The sequence below is a fragment of the Synechococcus sp. CB0101 genome, from assembly GCF_000179235.2.
Lineage (GTDB): Bacteria > Cyanobacteriota > Cyanobacteriia > PCC-6307 > Cyanobiaceae > Vulcanococcus.
This window is the reverse complement of record NZ_CP039373.1, coordinates 975,732-993,077: the sequence shown is the minus strand read 5'-3', so window position 1 is coordinate 993,077 and position 17,346 is coordinate 975,732. Positions and strand designations below refer to the sequence as shown.

Annotated in this window: 16 protein-coding genes and 2 pseudogenes; 13 read left to right on the top strand and 5 right to left on the bottom strand. The window is 47.2% G+C overall.

All coding sequences use genetic code 11. The features are described 5' to 3' along the window. The first annotated feature begins 87 nt into the window (after window positions 1–87). Together glmS and CB0101_RS05385 are read left to right on the top strand one after the other, a co-directional pair. Window positions 88–1,980 (top strand): glutamine--fructose-6-phosphate transaminase (isomerizing), encoded by a 1,893-nt coding sequence (glmS, locus tag CB0101_RS05390; RefSeq protein ID WP_136643994.1) that lies wholly within the window; start codon window positions 88–90, stop codon window positions 1,978–1,980. Between the two features lie 62 nt (window positions 1,981–2,042). Beyond that, a pseudogene (locus CB0101_RS05385) lies at window positions 2,043–2,288 on the top strand (GDP-mannose 4,6-dehydratase); the annotation flags it as partial. A 186-nt stretch (window positions 2,289–2,474) separates the two neighbouring features. Here CB0101_RS05385 and CB0101_RS05380 read toward each other — a convergent pair. After that, the gene (locus CB0101_RS05380; protein ID WP_136643901.1) at window positions 2,475–3,455 is read right to left on the bottom strand and encodes an IS5 family transposase; all 981 of its coding nucleotides are present in this window, start codon (window positions 3,453–3,455) and stop codon (window positions 2,475–2,477) included. A gap of 156 nt (window positions 3,456–3,611) precedes the next feature. On the opposite strand from CB0101_RS05380, the gene CB0101_RS05375 reads away from it, so the two are divergent. The 9 genes and pseudogenes from CB0101_RS05375 (at window position 3,612) to CB0101_RS05330 (ending at window position 11,923) form a co-directional block, all read left to right on the top strand. Next, window positions 3,612–4,379 carry a sulfotransferase family 2 domain-containing protein gene (locus tag CB0101_RS05375; RefSeq protein WP_136643993.1) on the top strand — a complete coding sequence of 256 codons (768 nt, stop codon included), beginning with the start codon at window positions 3,612–3,614 and terminating at the stop codon, window positions 4,377–4,379. 17 nt (window positions 4,380–4,396) lie between these two features. Then, complete coding sequence (locus CB0101_RS05370) at window positions 4,397–5,092, top strand: sulfotransferase family 2 domain-containing protein (protein ID WP_083798532.1); 696 nt, start codon at window positions 4,397–4,399, stop codon at window positions 5,090–5,092. A 174-nt stretch (window positions 5,093–5,266) separates the two neighbouring features. Continuing rightward, window positions 5,267–6,855: pseudogene (locus tag CB0101_RS05360) on the top strand (IS3 family transposase). 521 nt (window positions 6,856–7,376) lie between these two features. Beyond that, window positions 7,377–7,838, top strand: coding sequence for a glycosyltransferase (locus CB0101_RS15840; protein WP_071778110.1), 462 nt, complete (start codon window positions 7,377–7,379; stop codon window positions 7,836–7,838). After that, entirely contained in the window at window positions 7,807–8,589 is a 783-nt protein-coding gene (locus tag CB0101_RS05350; protein WP_083798533.1) for a glycosyltransferase, read from the top strand. The genes CB0101_RS15840 and CB0101_RS05350 overlap by 32 nt, the downstream gene beginning before the upstream one ends. Then, complete coding sequence (locus tag CB0101_RS05345; protein WP_071778112.1) at window positions 8,586–9,221, top strand: NAD-dependent epimerase/dehydratase family protein; 636 nt, start codon at window positions 8,586–8,588, stop codon at window positions 9,219–9,221. Before CB0101_RS05350 ends, CB0101_RS05345 begins: the two co-directional genes overlap by 4 nt. A 231-nt stretch (window positions 9,222–9,452) precedes the next feature. Next, window positions 9,453–10,010: a putative colanic acid biosynthesis acetyltransferase WcaF gene (locus CB0101_RS05340; protein WP_010306307.1), complete on the top strand. Its 558-nt coding sequence runs from the start codon at window positions 9,453–9,455 to the stop codon at window positions 10,008–10,010. Between the two features lie 8 nt (window positions 10,011–10,018). Then, on the top strand, window positions 10,019–10,993 hold the full coding sequence (locus tag CB0101_RS05335) for an NAD(P)-dependent oxidoreductase (RefSeq protein ID WP_010306310.1): 975 nt from the start codon (window positions 10,019–10,021) through the stop codon (window positions 10,991–10,993). Window positions 10,994–11,047: 54 nt separating this feature from the next. Continuing rightward, window positions 11,048–11,923 carry a glycosyltransferase gene (locus CB0101_RS05330; RefSeq protein ID WP_071778113.1) on the top strand — a complete coding sequence of 292 codons (876 nt, stop codon included), beginning with the start codon at window positions 11,048–11,050 and terminating at the stop codon, window positions 11,921–11,923. Between the two features lie 60 nt (window positions 11,924–11,983). On the opposite strand, the gene CB0101_RS05325 is transcribed toward CB0101_RS05330, so the two are convergent. The 4 genes from CB0101_RS05325 to CB0101_RS05310 all read right to left on the bottom strand — a co-directional run bounded on the left by CB0101_RS05325 (window position 11,984) and on the right by CB0101_RS05310 (window position 14,779). Then, window positions 11,984–12,973, bottom strand: a complete 990-nt coding sequence (locus CB0101_RS05325; RefSeq protein WP_246833832.1) for an IS3 family transposase — start codon at window positions 12,971–12,973, stop codon at window positions 11,984–11,986. 53 nt (window positions 12,974–13,026) lie between these two features. Next, the gene (locus CB0101_RS05320; protein ID WP_246833855.1) at window positions 13,027–13,530 is read right to left on the bottom strand and encodes an ISAs1 family transposase; all 504 of its coding nucleotides are present in this window, start codon (window positions 13,528–13,530) and stop codon (window positions 13,027–13,029) included. 23 nt (window positions 13,531–13,553) lie between these two features. Beyond that, window positions 13,554–14,168 (bottom strand): ISAs1 family transposase, encoded by a 615-nt coding sequence (locus CB0101_RS05315; RefSeq protein ID WP_168187947.1) that lies wholly within the window; start codon window positions 14,166–14,168, stop codon window positions 13,554–13,556. A 149-nt stretch (window positions 14,169–14,317) separates the two neighbouring features. Then, window positions 14,318–14,779 carry a hypothetical protein gene (locus CB0101_RS05310; protein WP_246833831.1) on the bottom strand — a complete coding sequence of 154 codons (462 nt, stop codon included), beginning with the start codon at window positions 14,777–14,779 and terminating at the stop codon, window positions 14,318–14,320. 198 nt (window positions 14,780–14,977) lie between these two features. Here CB0101_RS05310 and rfbF point away from each other — a divergent pair, with 198 nt between their 5' ends. Together rfbF and rfbG are read left to right on the top strand one after the other, a co-directional pair. Next, window positions 14,978–15,751: a glucose-1-phosphate cytidylyltransferase gene (gene rfbF, locus CB0101_RS05305; RefSeq protein WP_010306332.1), complete on the top strand. Its 774-nt coding sequence runs from the start codon at window positions 14,978–14,980 to the stop codon at window positions 15,749–15,751. Then, window positions 15,748–16,830: a CDP-glucose 4,6-dehydratase gene (rfbG, locus tag CB0101_RS05300; RefSeq protein WP_071778114.1), complete on the top strand. Its 1,083-nt coding sequence runs from the start codon at window positions 15,748–15,750 to the stop codon at window positions 16,828–16,830. The genes rfbF and rfbG overlap by 4 nt, the downstream gene beginning before the upstream one ends. The last annotated feature ends 516 nt before the right edge of the window (window positions 16,831–17,346 follow it).

The following is a 17,346-nucleotide window of genomic DNA, read 5'->3' as shown; positions in this document are numbered from 1 at the left end:
TGTCTGTCCACTGAATGTCAGTCCGCGTGATTGCAAGTATCACTGACGTCCAGCCAACTTCCACTTTAGACGTCTTTGACCCATCCCATGTGCGGAATCGTCGCCCTCGTGGGTTCCCAGGAAGCGGCCCCCCTGCTGCTGGAGGGTTTGCGGCAGCTGGAGTACCGCGGCTACGACTCGGCCGGTATCGCCACGGTCAATGGAGAGCGGCAGCTGAGCTGCCTGCGGGCCGAGGGGAAGTTGGTGAACCTCACCCAGCGGTTTGAGGCCCAGGGAGCGTTTGGCCAATGCGGCATCGGCCACACCCGCTGGGCGACGCACGGCAAACCAGAAGAGCGCAACGCCCACCCCCACCTCGATGGCCCAGGCCGTGTGGCGGTGGTGCAGAACGGAATCATTGAGAACCACCGCACGCTCCGGGAGGAGCTGCAGGGAGAAGGGGTGGTGTTCCGCTCCGAGACGGATACGGAGGTGATCCCCCACCTGCTGAGCCGTGAGCTGGGCCGGCTGGTGGCGGCCGGTGGCAAGCCGAGCGGAGCTTTGCTGCTGCAGGCCGTGCAGGCCGTGTTGCCGCGGTTGCATGGGGCCTATGTGCTGGCGGTGGTGTGGGCGGAGTTGCCTGGCACCCTGGTGGTGGCTCGTAAGTCAGCACCGCTGCTGATCGGCCTGGGAGAAGGCGAATTCCTCTGCGCCAGCGACACCCCAGCCCTGGCGGGATTCACGCGCACGATCCTGCCGCTGGAAGACGGCGAAGTGGCACTGCTCACCCCCCTGGGGATCGAGCTCTACGACGCAGCTGGTGATCGGGTGCAGCGCACACCGAGCCTGCTGAGCGGCACTGAGCACGTGGCGGACAAGCGCAGCTTCCGCCACTTCATGCTGAAGGAGATCCACGAGCAACCGGAAACGGCTGCGCTGTGGGTGGCGCGGCATTTGCCTGAGAGCGGTGGCCTGGTGGCGCTGCCCCTCGACGAGCGGGTTTACGAGGGTGTGGAGCGGATCCAGATCCTGGCCTGCGGCACCAGCCGCCACGCGGCTCAGGTGGGGGCCTATTTGCTGGAGCAGCTGGCGGGGATCCCAACGAGCGTGTTTTACGCCAGTGAATTCCGCTATGCGCCGCCACCGCTCGGCCCGAACACCCTCACGATCGGTGTGACCCAATCGGGCGAAACGGCCGACACGCTGGCGGCGCTGGCGATGGAGCAGGAGCGGCGCCGTGCGGTGGCTGATCCGGCCTATGCGCCGCGGCTGCTGGGGATCACGAACCGCCCGGAGAGCTCCCTGGGCCGACTGGTGGATCAGATCCTCGACATCGGCGCCGGGATCGAGGTGGGTGTGGCCGCCACCAAAACGTTCCTGGGGCAGCTGCTGGCGTTTTACGGATTGGCGCTGGCCTTTGCTGAACGCCGCGGCGGCGGTGCCACGGGCCACGGGCCCGAGCAGCTCCGCCAGCTGGCGGCTGGCCTGCGGGCCTTACCGGCGCAACTGCGGGCACTGGTGGATGACCACGACCGCCGCTGCGAGCAGATGGCGCATCTGTTCGCCGACACGCAGGATGTGATCTTCCTGGGGCGCGGCATCAACTACCCGATCGCGCTTGAGGGTGCCTTGAAGCTCAAGGAGATCAGCTACATCCACGCCGAGGGCTACCCGGCTGGTGAGATGAAGCACGGCCCGATTGCGCTGCTGGATGCGCGGGTTCCGGTGGTGTCGATCGCGGTACCGGGCACGGTGTTCGACAAGGTGCTCAGCAACGCCCAGGAGGCCAAGGCCCGCGACGCGCAATTGATTGGGGTGGCGCCTGATTGCGCCGATGCGGAGCTGTTCGACACGCTGCTGCCGGTGCCGACGGTGGATGAGCTGCTCAGCCCACTGCTAACGGTGATCCCGATGCAGCTGCTGAGCTATCACATCGCTGCCCACCGGGGGCTGGATGTGGATCAGCCGCGCAACCTGGCGAAGAGCGTCACCGTCGAGTGAGTGGAACCATGAGCAAAATTCTGATTACCGGCGGCGCAGGCTTCATCGGCATTCACACCTGCATGGTGCTGCTCGGGGCCCCCGCCAAAACTGCACTCATCACTGGAATCACCGGCCAGGACGGCAGTTACCTGGCGGAGCTGCTTCTGGAGAAGGGCTATGAAGTGCACGACATTAAACGCCGGTCCAGCAGTTTCAACACCGATCGGATCGACCACCTTTACCAGGATCCCCATGAGGTAAATCCCCGCCTGGTGCTGCATTACGGCGACCTCACCGACAGCACCAATCTGATTCGGATCATTCAGCCGCGTTATCAAGTATTAAGGAAACTCTGGACAAGCGGTGTTTGAGCGGCGGCAGCGAGCAGAAAGAGTGGTTTTGGCTGCAAATTGCCTCTGAGGCCATTTTTTGATGACCTTGGCTCACATATCCAGCCACTTTCGGCTGGTTTTGAGGCTAAATAGAGGTGTGCAGGCACACCAAGTCCCTGTTCACACTGTCGCGAGTAATTGTCGTCGGGCCTGGTACAGATTCGACAGTGCCGCAAGCACGTTGATTTTGCAGCGGTTCTTGGCCAAGCCTCGCAGCCGGGTCTTTTGAAAGCCGAACTGCTGCTTGATCACACGGAAGGGATGCTCAACCTTGGAGCGGATGTGAGCTTTGGCCGTCTCGATCAGATCCTGCACCCTCCCATCCGGGGTGTCAGGAAGAGCCCTGCGCGTGCCGGGCCGCATCGCCACTCTGAACTCCGCTGTCTTGCCAGCCATTTCTGGTCTCTTGGCGATGCCCTGGTAGCCAGCATCGCCGTACACCACCTCCTCATCTCCATGCAGTAGCTCAGCTGCCGGGGTGAGGTCGTGCACGTTGGCGGCGGTGACGACAACCGAATGGATCAGGCCTGAGTCCTTGTCAACGCCGGCGTGGACCTTCATGCCGAAGTACCACTGGTTGCCCTTTTTGGTCTGGTGCATCTCCGGATCCCGCTTCCCATCTTTGTTCTTGGTGGAGCTGGGCGCTGCGATCAAGGTGGCATCGACGATCGTGCCCTGACGCATGGTTACGCCCCGAGCGGCCAGGAGCGCTTTGACGGTGTCAAAAATCTGCTCACCCAGCCCATGCTTCTCAAGCAGATGGCGGAACGTGAGGATCGTGGTCTCGTCCGGGATCCGATCGCTGATCAGCTCGATGCCGGCAAAGCGGCGCATGGTGGGCACCTCGATCAAGGCCTCTTCCATGGCCGGATCGCTGAGGGAGTACCACTGCTGCAGCAGATGAATGCGCAGCATCGTTGCCAGCGGATAGGGAGGCCTGCCGCCTTTCTTGCTCGCCTTGGGGTAGTGCGGCTCGATCAGATCGATGAGTGCCTGCCAAGGCACCACAGCCTCCATCTCGGAGAGAAATTTCTCGCGCTTGGTGCGCTTCTTGGCCGTGGTCAGCTCATAGTCCGTGAAACCGAGCTGCTTGCCGCCCATCAACCCAGTCCTGGTCTGCGATTACAGGTTCATTTTCGCGCAGACGGGCTGGGTTTTCCAGAATTTCCTTAAAGGACCTAGTCCGTAGCTTTCCATTTTTATGTAATATTAGCATTCGACTGGATCATTAATTTTTAAATTACTCTTTACCTGAAAATGACTAAAAGCTTGCTGTTTTGGCTTCATATTAAAAAATCCGCAGGTATAACTATAAGAGATTTGTTGAAGCCCCACTATGCCGAAACCGATAGAGAAAATTTTCCGATAAGTTTTATTCAAGCCGATACAATTCATTATAATGATATAGTCAATAATTACAGGACTCCTTTTGGGAAATACTATAATAAAAGGGCACTTTTTGCCAAGAAATTTCTGTACAAAGATCATTGGGATCGTTTATATAAATTAGTATTTGCACGAGAGCCAATATCGAGAACAAAAAGTATGTTTTATTATCTATTTTGGAAATCATCAAGGTCGAGACACGATTTAAGTACCATTGGGACTATAAGTAACTATCTTAAAATTACTCTGAAAACGAAAAAGTTCTTATTCGATCAGCATTATGCCTTTGATGCATTCTTAGATCTCGTAGAAATGTCTCATGCTACCTCAACAGTGTACTCACCTTTAAATTTAGAGTTTGTAACTCATGTTACTCCAATGTACGATGATATTACTGATTCAAATGGCAATTTTTTAATCGACAATATCTATAAGCTAGAAAACTTACGTGATGGCATCTTAGACATGCACCAAAAGCTTTCTACAAACTATGATCCTAGACTTCTTGATGATTCTAAACGGTTAAATAGTCGAAAATTAAAATTAGATATAAACCTATATAAATCACAGATTCTCAAAATAAAAAATTATTTAATCAAGATTTTCAAATATATGAAAATGCAAAATAAATTAAATTAAATGTTTCTTTTTTAAAAATGTCTTCTCTTGCTTTTCAAAAATTAAAAAAAACGCTACGTCCAGCAATTCATGTTAACTATCCAAAGACAAATGTGCTTTTTATTCATATACCAAAGGCAGCTGGGTCAAACATAAGCACAAACATTCTTGGTTATCGAGTGGGTCACATACCACTTTGCGATTATTTTCTAACTGACAAAAATAAGTTTAATGAGGCATTTAAATTTTCATTTGCAAGACATCCTTTTCGGAGGTTCATATCAGCGTACAATTTTCTTCTTTCAGGAGGAATTAATTTAAAAGATAAATCTCAAGGAGATTTTATCAAGAAAAACTTTCAGTCATTGATAGATTTTGTTGATGCATGTGAAGATATAAAATTTAGAAATAAATTCATACATTTGAAATCTCAGTATAATTTTGTTTCTATACCATCTGATATACCCTATTGCGTTAAATGCGATTTTGTGGGCAAAACAGAGTTCTTCAATGAAGACATAAAATATATAGCTAATCAAATAAATGATATAACTATTCGAGAGAGATTGCTTGGTCTTAAAACTTCTACTAGATCAATTAATGCTCGAAAAAATCATGATCTAAATGTTTACGATGAATGCTTATATCAAAAAATAATTAATATATATCGTGATGATATGGAAATATTTGGATATGATGAATGGAACACTTTAGATAAATTAAAACTTATCTAGACTTTTCTTCACCCAACTTTCTAGAGAATAAAGTAGTCAAATACTCAAAGCCATGTTTATGTAAATCTTGTTGATTGTAAGAGTGGCACTTGTCAAGACCCCCCTCTGCCAGCAAAGTTGACGCCTCTCCATGTCGACCACTTTTTCCACCAGGGGGCTTGATGGAGCAGAGCAATGCGTCGCTACAGCGAGGCCGTCAAAGCTGATGTGAGGAGGCGGATGAGTCCGCCTCACCGGCAGAGCGTGGCCCAGATATCAGCAGAGCTGGGTATTCACGTGGTCACCCTCTACAGCTGGAGGAAGGCCTGGCGGTTGCAGGGGGAGGTAGTTCCTGCTTCTCAGAAGGATCCAGAGGGTTGGGGGCCTGCCGACAAGTTCACGGTGGTCCTGGAAACCGCCGGTCTGAACGCGACAGAACTGGGTGGCTATTGCCGTGAGCGGGGGCTGTTTCCTGAACAGGTGGACCGCTGGCGCCAAGCAGCCCAGGATGCCAATGCCCAGCCGCTGCTGACGATGGCCGATCAGAAGGACCTCCAAAAGCGGCACCAGGAGGACCAGCGGGAGATCAAGCGGCTGCAACAGGAGCTGCGCCGTAAGGACAAGGCCCTCGCGGAGGCGGCAGCGCTGCTGATCGCCTCAAAAAAGATTCAGGCCTTCTGGGGAGAGGACGGGGACGATTGACCTCGCCTGACGATCGCCGGAAGGCCCTGGAGATCTTTGAGGAGGGCATGGCCAATGGTGCCCGGGCTCGTGAACTGGCCCTGCTGCTTGGCGTGGGGCTCACCACGCTGCAGCGCTGGCGCCGTCAGTTTGCTGGTGACGGTGATGGTGTCGACCATCGCAAGGGCAGCTTCCGGCACGTGGCTCACCGCCTGAGCGAGGAGGAACGCCAACGGATCCTGCTGACTTGCAACGAACCTGAATTCGCGGCGCTTCCGCCAGGCCAGATCGTGCCGGTCCTGGCCGATCGCGGGCTTTATATCGGTTCGGAACGCAGCTTTTACCGGGTGCTGCACGCTCACGGTCAGGTTCACCGGCGGGGTCGTGCACGGCCACCACAGGATCCAAGACCCGTGCCACGGCTGAAGGCCGCTGGTCCAAATGAGGTGTGGAGTTGGGACATCTCCTATTTGCCCACCACCGTGCGCGGGATCTGGCTCTACCTCTACCTGGTGATCGATGTCTGGAGCCGCAAGGTCGTTGCCTGGGATGTCGCCGAGCGCGAGGATCCAGCCATTGCAGCGGATCTGGTCAGCAGAGCTTGCTTGAGAGAGAAGATCAGCAAGAGGCGCCGCCAACCGCTGATCCTCCACGCTGACAACGGCAACGCGATGCGCGCGGCCACGCTGGAAAGCCGGCTGGAAGAACTGGGTGTGCTCAGGTCGTTCTCACGGCCGCGCGTCAGCAATGACAACCCCTACTCCGAATCGCTGTTCCGCACAGTGAAGTACCGGCCTGATTACCCGAGACGGCCATTTGCCAGCAAGGACGAGGCCTGCCAGTGGGTGGCGTCATTTGCGGACTGGTACAACCACCGGCACCGCCATAGCGGCATCAAATTCGTGACGCCCCATCAACGCCACAGCGGTCAGGCCGTCGAGATCTGTCGTCACCGCGCTGTCGTCTACGAGCAGGCGCGCAAGCGAAACCCACGCCGGTGGTCACGATCAACACGCTGCTGGCGTCAACCAGAGGTGGTCTGGATCAATCCACCACTAACAGAACTTGACCCCAGTCCAGCTACGTTGTGGATGGCTGTTTGAACAGCAGCAGGGGCGTCATCTTTGCTGGCAGGCACCGGACCCACAGTTAATATCTAAAGCTTGAGATAATGATCTTGGGGTTCATAAATTACATATTTTTAAACCAGTCTCACTACTTATCAATTTAATTTTCTGCAAAGACATACTTTATTTATATTGTAAAAAATGCATCAAATTTTTCGATCTGATACGCCGACTACATAACATTTCTAATTAAATTTGCCTGAATTTGAATGTGTAAAGCAAACAGTTCTCTATACTATTTTAGTTACAAGCTTAATTAATATTAAAAACAAGTTAGCATGGCTATGTGATTTAATAATAATTTGAACAACCATTTGAATGCCATTAAATACTCATTAAAATATTATAAAAACTCTTTATGCAGCTTAACTGTATCGTTATTCAAAATTTCTATCCATGCGCATATTTAAATATGTGATTTTTATGATGTATTTATTAAGAAACTTATATAGAGTCTTTCTCGATTCAACTTCTTATTTATAACCACGTTTAATCCAATGACACTTAAAATCGCTTTTGTTCTTCCAACTATTCATGTGAAAGCTGGAGGTCCACCTAAAGTAGTATTTAACATATGCGAAGGACTCTCCAAGATCGGTTATGAGATTGATGTATATTGCCTATCTATGATAGGCAAATATGGACCTATCGACATTACTAATAATAATAAATCTATAAATTTTAAAATTTTCGACGCAAGTTCACTTTTTTGCGAAAAAATTGGATATTGTAAAAAATTAGTTAATAGTTTTCACGAAAACATCCACAATTATGATATTGTACATATACATTGCGTGTGGGAACATTTTCTACTTAAAATTGCCAGACTTTGTTTTAAGAATAATATCCCGTACGTGATATCGCCTCATGGTATGCTCGATAATTTTGAGTTGAGAAAATCAGCTTTTCAAAAAAAACTATGGTCCAATGTTTTTCAGTTGCAAAAAAATTCTTATTAAAGCAAGTTGTTTGATATACGGCACTCAAGAGGAAATCGATAATTCAATAAAAACTGGCCTTACTTTGCCAGAAACTAAAATTATTGCTAATCCAGTCTCCTATTCAGATTTTGAATTGCTATGTTCCGCTGAAAAATATGCAGATAGGCAAAATCTTGCAAAGTTATTTAATGAAGAATCACTTGAAGAGAATCTCGTGTTGACATTTTTTTCACGAATAAATTACAAAAAGGGACTTTGGGACCTTTGTCTTTCGTTTCTAGAATGCTTGAAAAAGCATAACAATATTAAATTGCTAATAATCGGTCTTCGCGATGATAATGATCTGGAATTAAAAATCAAAGACGAAATAATACCCATTTCTTCAAATAATGTGGTTATGCGTTCTGATATATCCGGCATTCAGGCTAAATATTTATTAGCAAGCAGCGATTTGTTCGTGTTGCCTTCATATCAAGAAGGTTTCAGTACAGCAGTTGTTGAAGCAATGTCATTGCAAGTACCAGTTCTATTATCTAGGAATTGCAATATGTCCTTTCTTGAAACTCTAAATGCTGGAATTATAACCGACGTTGATGCTAAAGCTATTTCCAATGGTATAGATAAGTTTGTTGGCTTATCTGCTGTCCAACGTAAAGGCCTTGCTGATGAGGCTTTTGATTGGATTACTAAGAACGCATCACCATCTACTGTTGCTTTTAAGCTCGATGAGTTATATAATCAGAAAGTAAAAAATTACAAGTTAACATGACAAAAGTACTGGTCACTGGTGCATCTGGTTTTATTGGATTAAACTTTTTGAAGCTTTTAAGATCTAACCAAATAAACTTTTTTGCACCGAGGTCCTCAGAAGTAAATCTTTGCGATTTTTCTCAAACTCATCGCTTAATTAGAGAATGTAATCCAGAAGTTATTATTCATCTAGCATCTCAGGGAGTTAAGCATTCAGATGCCCATAATAAAGAATGTAATACCAAAAATGTGGGGATGTTTGAAAATCTCCTAAAATCTATTACTCCTGATCACACTTTGTGTGTAACTGGATCAATGGCAGAGTATGGGTTTTCGGGTACGCACAAAGAGGTCGATAAATGTTTCCCTACAACACAATATGGTCTATCTAAGCTTCAAATAACGGATTTAGCACGCTCCTATCGGCATAGTTTAAACTTTGATATTCGTATTTTTAGACTGTATGGTGTATATGGTTATGGTGAGAGACCAGAGCGTTTATTTCCATCTGTAATTCAAGCTCTTCAGAATAATGTGCCTGTTAAATTAAGTGATTGCGAGCAAGAGAGAGATTTTGTGCATGTGGATGATGTATGTAGACTTTTGCTTGAATTATCGAAAAAAAATATAAGAATAGATTTGATATTGTAAATATTGGAACTGGTAAAGCCGTAAAGGTTAAGAATGTTTGCCTTGCTTTGGCTTCTGCAATGAATGCACCTCAAGATTTATTGAAATTTGGACAGACATGTAGATCCCCAGGTGATGCAGACTATCTATGTGCTGACACAAGCCTTCTACAATCACTTGTTTCAAATCTACCTGTTCAGTATCTCGCTAATCCCGACTCATCTGTTCTGAGATTATTCAATAAATAGACTTATGGAAAAGCAGGACACTTCATTATTTCAAGCCGGTTCTTTTGATAGAGGAGCAGGAAAACTAAAAGAAATTTCTTGGTATCTAGTCAAATCACTTTTCTTTCTTACATCAATACCATATCCTTCCTCCTTTAAGAAATTTCTTTTAATCTTATACGGTGCAAAAGTTGGGAAGTCTTTATATATTCGCCCTAGAGTAAATATTCACTTTCCATGGAAGCTTCGTATTGGCAATTATTGTTGGATTGGAGATCGCTGTGAGATATTAAATCTCGAACATGTTATATTTGAAGACTATGTGGCTTTGGCTCACGATGTATATCTCGCAGCTGCATCTCACGATATTAGTAGCAAATCCATGCAATATGCGAATAAACCCATTTATATTGAATCGAGCGTTTGGATTGCTACAAGAGCATTCATAGGTCCCGGGGTTAGGATTAAAAACAATGCTGTCATAGGAGCTTGTTGTGCGATCTTTAAGGACGTTCCAGAGAATACAGTTGTTACAGTAAATTCCAATTATAATTCATTTTTACGTAAAATTACTAAACCTTAAAAAGATTTATGTCTTCTCGTTTTTTAGTGACTGGTGGCTCAGGCTTTATTGGAACTAATATTGTTCAGAAACTCATAGAGCTTGATCATGAGGTTTTGAATTTATCTATTGATGATCCTAAAAACTTTGATCATAATCACCTCTTCAAACGTGTGGATATACTTGACAAGTCTAACTTAGAGAAGTCTTTTTATGAATTTCAGCCTGAATATGTTATCCATCTTGCAGCCAAAACCGATTTAGACGGCAAGACTCTTTCAGATTATTCCGCTAATATTGATGGTGTTCAAAATATTATCAACTGTGTCAATAATTGCGATTCTGTTGAAAAAGTTATTTATACATCGTCTAGATTAGTTTTTGATATTAGTCACAAGCCCGTTCATAATTTAGATTACAATGCCTCTACTATTTACGGACAAAGCAAAGTAAAGGGTGAATTAGCAGTTTTATCTCAAGACTCTTTTAATGCTAAACCATGGATGATTCTACGACCTACATCTATATGGGGTGAATGGTTTGGCATTCCTTATAAAAACTTTTTTGATTCCGTAATCTCCGGCAGATACGTGCACCCCAGCGGAACATCCATTCAAAAAAGTTTTGGATATGTAGGTAATATTGTTCACCAATATCTACATTACTTGTCTTTGGACGACCATCTCTTTAACAGAATGATATTATTTGCTACTGACTTTGAACCACTTGATTTGCTTGATTTCGCTAATGCTATTCGTAAACAATCTAATTCCTCGGATGTAAAGCAAATCAAGTCTTCTGCACTTAAAATGGGTGGATATTTAGGGGATCTTTTGAAAAAATTTGGATATAAAAATCCCCCACTTACAACTTTTCGCTATAATAATTTAATTACCAACATGATATACCCTACAGATCGTGAGAGGGCTTTATGTGGCAATCTTCCTTACGATCAAGAAGCCGGCATTGAAAACACATTGAATTGGATGAGAGAAAATAGTTAGAGGTCTTCTCCAGATACATTGGTAGTAATTCTTTTTTGCGATTGAGCGTTATCCATGCCATTAATTTCTGTTCTTTTTCCCGCATACAAAGAAGATTTAGCGGTTTTTGCTAAGGCTCTTTCGTCAATCATTGATCAAGACTTGATTGACTTTGAGGTTCTTGTAGGTTTCAACTATAGATCGCATGAATTAGTAGATTATGCCAATTCTTTGAATGATGAGAGGATAAAAGTTTATGTTAATTCTACAAACCTAGGTCTTTTTGGTAATTTAAATAATTTGTTCGACAAATCTAGAGGCTCTTATATTGCCAGAATGGATGCTGATGATATTGCTCATAGCAATAGACTATCTAGTCAATTACGATTCTGTGTATCTCATGGCTGTGATCTTGTCTCTTCCAATGTAAATTTTATAAATATCAATAATATTGACTTGGGCATATATAGGCCTCAAAAATCTTCTTCAAAGTCTATCATATGGCCGTTGTTGTTTTCTAGACCATTAATTCATCCCACGTGGTTTATGAAGAGAGAATTATTTTCTAGTCTCCAAGGTTACAATGATGTTTATGGAGCTGAAGATTATGATTTTTTGACTAGAGCGTTTCTAAGTGGAGCTCGCTTGAAGAATCAACAAGAAATTCTGTTAGACTATAGGATAAGTTCCTCTTCAATGTCTAGAACACGTCTCTTTGAGGGATTAAGTAATTATTACACGTTGAATACCGAGTTGTTTATCCGAACCATTGGCATTTCAAGTCCTTCTTTCGTCGCTGCTGTTGGTACATTCCGTGCACTATTGAACTTTCCAAGTACTTTTATCAGCATTAAAGTATCAAAAATAAATTCTCTTTTGGGTAAATCTCTCAAATTTTTACTGTATCCACCCAGTCTGATTCCTAAGATTATGTATCTTATTGGATTTTGATCATTTACATCTTCTTGCTACTCCTGTGACTGCCAGGAAAGATGACGCCCCTGCTGCTGTTCAAACAGCCATCCACAACGTAGCTGGACTGGGGTCAAGTTCTGTTAGTGGTGGATTGATCCAGACCACCTCTGGTTGACGCCAGCAGCGTGTTGATCGTGACCACCGGCGTGGGTTTCGCTTGCGCGCCTGCTCGTAGACGACAGCGCGGTGACGACAGATCTCGACGGCCTGACCGCTGTGGCGTTGATGGGGCGTCACGAATTTGATGCCGCTATGGCGGTGCCGGTGGTTGTACCAGTCCGCAAATGACGCCACCCACTGGCAGGCCTCGTCCTTGCTGGCAAATGGCCGTCTCGGGTAATCAGGCCGGTACTTCACTGTGCGGAACAGCGATTCGGAGTAGGGGTTGTCATTGCTGACGCGCGGCCGTGAGAACGACCTGAGCACACCCAGTTCTTCCAGCCGGCTTTCCAGCGTGGCCGCGCGCATCGCGTTGCCGTTGTCAGCGTGGAGGATCAGCGGTTGGCGGCGCCTCTTGCTGATCTTCTCTCTCAAGCAAGCTCTGCTGACCAGATCCGCTGCAATGGCTGGATCCTCGCGCTCGGCGACATCCCAGGCAACGACCTTGCGGCTCCAGACATCGATCACCAGGTAGAGGTAGAGCCAGATCCCGCGCACGGTGGTGGGCAAATAGGAGATGTCCCAACTCCACACCTCATTTGGACCAGCGGCCTTCAGCCGTGGCACGGGTCTTGGATCCTGTGGTGGCCGTGCACGACCCCGCCGGTGAACCTGACCGTGAGCGTGCAGCACCCGGTAAAAGCTGCGTTCCGAACCGATATAAAGCCCGCGATCGGCCAGGACCGGCACGATCTGGCCTGGCGGAAGCGCCGCGAATTCAGGTTCGTTGCAAGTCAGCAGGATCCGTTGGCGTTCCTCCTCGCTCAGGCGGTGAGCCACGTGCCGGAAGCTGCCCTTGCGATGGTCGACACCATCACCGTCACCAGCAAACTGACGGCGCCAGCGCTGCAGCGTGGTGAGCCCCACGCCAAGCAGCAGGGCCAGTTCACGAGCCCGGGCAGGGCTGACTGAAATTCATTTCATCCCGTTCCTGACAGGCTGGCGCCAACCCAGCCGAGCATCCTGTTGATGTCATGGGCCACGGCGATCAGGCCTGCGCGGATTGATCGGAAACCGTTGCAGCGCAGCAGGTTGAGGGCCAAGGTCCGCAGCAGGGCCAAGACCTGCACGCCATTGCGCTGGCTGTAGCGATGGGCATCCTCACCGAGCTGCGTGTCGCGTGGCCAGTGCCACTGGTTTTCGATCGCCCAGCGCTGACGCACCAGCCGGAGCAGTGCTTTGGGGCTGGTGCGCAGGCTGGTGATGAACAGGTGGATGTGGTGAAACGGCTTGCCGTCACGCCAGCCATCGCCGATCAGCTCGATGATCCAACTGGCGCCTGCCCAGCGTTGGCGGATGGCCTCGGTGGCATTGCGTGCCCTGAGCTGCCAGCGGACCCTGCGGCCATGGCCGGCCTCAAAATCGCTGATCTCAACTGGGAAGTGGCGGTGGCCGCGGAACTGGGAGACGATCTGCTGATACAGCCGGCGCTGGTTGTTTTTGACCGTCAGGAGCAGGTCGGCGCCCTGCTCGGCGGCGAGCTGAAAAACGCGGGGGAGGTGTGGAGGGCATCTGCCTGGATCAGCACACCGTCGAGCTCCAGGGTGCTGAGCAAGGTTTTGAGGGCAGCGCGCTCGTGGGATTCGCCGGTATCAAACGAAGTCTGGGCGATCGCAACGCCCAGCTCGCGTGCGTACAACGTGACCTGCGTGACAAACCGCGTGGCGCCGTCGGCACCATCGGGCTGGGAAGCTGAACCTCGCAAGGTTTTGCCGTCGCAGATCAGCTGATCGAAATCCTTATTCTGATCAGCGATCTGGGCCAGCATCCACTCTCTCAGCAGCCCAAAGAGCTGCTCCAGTTCAACCCGCTCAAACAGGTAGAGGAAGGTGGAGTCGCAGGGCGCATTGGGCAGCTCCAGGCCCAGCGCTGCCCCAAATGCCTGGTGGTGACGTTTGGCAAATCGTTTGAGATCCCTGGCGCTGCGGCAGCCACTCAGGATCCCCAGAATCGCCATCAACAGCAGCAACCACTGGGGATAGCGCACTCCTCGGCGCTTGCGGCTTTCCGGCAGGTCCTGCAAGAAGGCGATCAGATCAGCAGTGGCGGCGAGGTCGGCCAACGGACGGGAGCAGTCCCGACAAAACCGGCACCAGCATGGCTGCACCAGCTGCCTTGTGCCTGACTTTCAGTCGGCCCTGCGAGCCCGGGCACCATTGGCCATGCCCTCCTCAAAGATCTCCAGGGCCTTCCGGCGATCGTCAGGCGAGGTCAATCGTCCCCGTCCTCTCCCCAGAAGGCCTGAATCTTTTTTGAGGCGATCAGCAGCGCTGCCGCCTCCGCGAGGGCCTTGTCCTTACGGCGCAGCTCCTGTTGCAGCCGCTTGATCTCCCGCTGGTCCTCCTGGTGCCGCTTTTGGAGGTCCTTCTGATCGGCCATCGTCAGCAGCGGCTGGGCATTGGCATCCTGGGCTGCTTGGCGCCAGCGGTCCACCTGTTCAGGAAACAGCCCCCGCTCACGGCAATAGCCACCCAGTTCTGTCGCGTTCAGACCGGCGGTTTCCAGGACCACCGTGAACTTGTCGGCAGGCCCCCAACCCTCTGGATCCTTCTGAGAAGCAGGAACTACCTCCCCCTGCAACCGCCAGGCCTTCCTCCAGCTGTAGAGGGTGACCACGTGAATACCCAGCTCTGCTGATATCTGGGCCACGCTCTGCCGGTGAGGCGGACTCATCCGCCTCCTCACATCAGCTTTGACGGCCTCGCTGTAACGACGCATTGGTCGTGTCCTCAAGCCGCCGGGTTTTCAGATCAGAGGGGTGACAACTTTCCTGAAACCGGGGGCACTTTGATGGTGTAGAATTTGTAGGATTGGGAGGGTCGCAAGTCGTCTTTTCCAACATCTTCAATATCCGACAGAATAGCAGTCGTCATGAAAGTTGTTTTATTGGCTGGTGGTCTTGGAACTAGGATCAGCGAGGAATCAAATGTCAAGCCTAAGCCGATGGTTGAAATAGGAGGCAAACCCATACTTTGGCATATAATTAAATATTATAGTACTTTTGGTTTAAATGAATTCGTCATATGTCTTGGATATAAGGGTTATGTGATAAAAGAGTATTTTCAAAATTATTTTTTACATCAATCAGATATAACTTTTGATTTATCTTCTAATACTACAGAAGTACATTGTCAAAATTCGGAACCATGGAAGATTAGCTTGATTGATACAGGTGAGTATTCTATGACTGGCGGAAGAATTAAGCGGATTAAAGAATACGTTGGTGATGACACATTTATGATGACTTACGGCGATGGTGTATCAAGTGTTGATATTGCCGCTTTGTTAGAGCATCACAAATCTTCTCGCAAGTTTGCAACTGTAACAGCTGTTCAGCCTCCAGGAAGATTTGGCTCATTGGATCTGTCTCCCAACTCAGATGTAAAAGGCTTCGTTGAGAAGCCAAAAGGCGATGGTTCCTGGATTAATGGAGGTTATTTCGTTCTAGAGCCTTCGATCTTTGATTACATTGATGGTGATTCTTGTGTCTGGGAGCAAGGACCATTGGAGCAGCTAGCAAAAGATGGGCAGCTTTCTTCGTTCAAGCACTATGGGTTTTGGCAGCCTATCGATACACTAAGAGATAAAAATACTCTTGAAAGTCTTATTTCTCAAAATCAAGCTCCATGGATGGTTTGGAAATGAATTCTGTATCTCCTGATTTTTGGTACAAAAAGAAAGTCTTAGTTACTGGCCATACTGGTTTTAAAGGTTCGTGGCTTTCAATTTGGCTTGATTTATTGGGAGCCGATGTTTATGGCTTGTCATTGGATCCACTTACAAAACCTAATTTGTTTGATGAACTCTCTACACAGCCACTTTTCATTGATTCTTTTATCTGCGACATTTTAAATTATGATTCCATTCAGTCCATTGTTGAAAAAGTTAAGCCTGATATTGTATTTCATCTAGCAGCTCAGCCTTTAGTTCGTGAGAGCTTTATTGATCCAGTCGGTACCTGGAATGTTAATGTTATTGGAACTATGAATATAATTAAAGCTTGTTTGACTAATGATATCGGGAAGTGTTCCCTAGTGTTGATTACTACTGACAAAGTGTATAAAAATAACGAATGGTCTTTTGGTTATAGAGAAAACGACGCATTAGGTGGAATCGACCCATATAGTTCTAGCAAAGCAGCTGCCGAAATATGTATTGCAAGTATGCGAAAAAGTTTCTGCGGTAATTTGGATTATCAGTTTTCTAATAAGTTCCTGACTTCTGTTAGGTCAGGTAATGTAATAGGAGGTGGAGATTGGTCAACTGATAGAATTATACCAGATATTGTCAGAGCTCTACATGAGCAGAAAGAAGTAATAGTAAGAAACCCATTATCCACCAGACCTTGGTTACATGTTTTAGAGCCTTTAAGAGGTTATTTATTATTGGCTCAAAAGCAGCATTCTGAATCTGTCTCTTTAAATGCCATGAATTTTGGACCTAACGTTACTAGCAATAGATCAGTTAATGACCTTGTTATGGAAGCCTTGAAGAATTGGAACGGTTCGTATAAGTCTGTACATAACTCTGGCGCTTACCATGAGGCTTCTAATTTACATCTTCAGTCCGATTATGCTTTTCATTGCCTAGGCTGGACATCACTATTAACCTTTGAGGATACCATAAGATTGACTATTGATTGGTACAAAAAGTATTATTCTGGGCAAAGTGCGGCCGAATGTTGCATCTCGGACCTGGAATATTATACTTCGCTTTTTAACTAATGTTTTTTGCATTAATTTTATTAATTTTTCTTCTAGCCTTATCATATAAGGTAAACTATTTAGTCATTTTTCCTGTTTTGTATATTTTCTTATGCCTTATTTTCTCATTGTCTCTATGTAATACAGCTTATTTTTCTGACAAGATAATTCTCTTGATGAAAAATTTAACCTTTCATTCCTGCTTTGATAATGCTACTTTTTTCTTAGAGTTTTACAGACAAGGTCTTATTTTCTTTATTCTGCTTATTATATTGTGGTTTTTAGGATTCCTTTTTCCTCTACCCGCATCTCAAAAAAATACTTTTCAATTTAGCAACTTTGCCTATGATAGGATATTTACGAATTCAAAGGTTAATTCTTTTGTAATTAATAGATTTTCATTTTTTACTCAATTATTTATCACTTCTGCTAGTCTTTTCCATTTTATATCTGTCTCCGGTGCTCAAAATTGGTGGAGAAATAGTACCTATCTTCTTTTACAAAAACCCGAAAGTTTTTCATTGCTTCCTTCTCTAG

Bases quoted from the DNA above. Each gene is read 5' to 3' on its own strand.
- CB0101_RS05380 (WP_136643901.1), bottom strand. From the start codon at position 3,455: ATGGGCGGCAAGCAGCTCGGTTTCACGGACTATGAGCTGACCACGGCC.
- CB0101_RS05340 (WP_010306307.1), top strand. From the start codon at position 9,453: ATGGAAAAGCAGGACACTTCATTATTTCAAGCCGGTTCTTTTGATAGA.
- glmS (WP_136643994.1), top strand. From the start codon at position 88: ATGTGCGGAATCGTCGCCCTCGTGGGTTCCCAGGAAGCGGCCCCCCTG.
- CB0101_RS15840 (WP_071778110.1), top strand. From the start codon at position 7,377: ATGACACTTAAAATCGCTTTTGTTCTTCCAACTATTCATGTGAAAGCT.
- CB0101_RS05370 (WP_083798532.1), top strand. From the start codon at position 4,397: ATGTCTTCTCTTGCTTTTCAAAAATTAAAAAAAACGCTACGTCCAGCA.
- rfbG (WP_071778114.1), top strand. From the start codon at position 15,748: ATGAATTCTGTATCTCCTGATTTTTGGTACAAAAAGAAAGTCTTAGTT.
- CB0101_RS05375 (WP_136643993.1), top strand. From the start codon at position 3,612: ATGACTAAAAGCTTGCTGTTTTGGCTTCATATTAAAAAATCCGCAGGT.
- CB0101_RS05350 (WP_083798533.1), top strand. From the start codon at position 7,807: ATGTTTTTCAGTTGCAAAAAAATTCTTATTAAAGCAAGTTGTTTGATA.
- rfbF (WP_010306332.1), top strand. From the start codon at position 14,978: ATGAAAGTTGTTTTATTGGCTGGTGGTCTTGGAACTAGGATCAGCGAG.
- CB0101_RS05310 (WP_246833831.1), bottom strand. From the start codon at position 14,779: ATGAGTCCGCCTCACCGGCAGAGCGTGGCCCAGATATCAGCAGAGCTG.
- CB0101_RS05335 (WP_010306310.1), top strand. From the start codon at position 10,019: ATGTCTTCTCGTTTTTTAGTGACTGGTGGCTCAGGCTTTATTGGAACT.
- CB0101_RS05345 (WP_071778112.1), top strand. From the start codon at position 8,586: ATGACAAAAGTACTGGTCACTGGTGCATCTGGTTTTATTGGATTAAAC.
- CB0101_RS05330 (WP_071778113.1), top strand. From the start codon at position 11,048: ATGCCATTAATTTCTGTTCTTTTTCCCGCATACAAAGAAGATTTAGCG.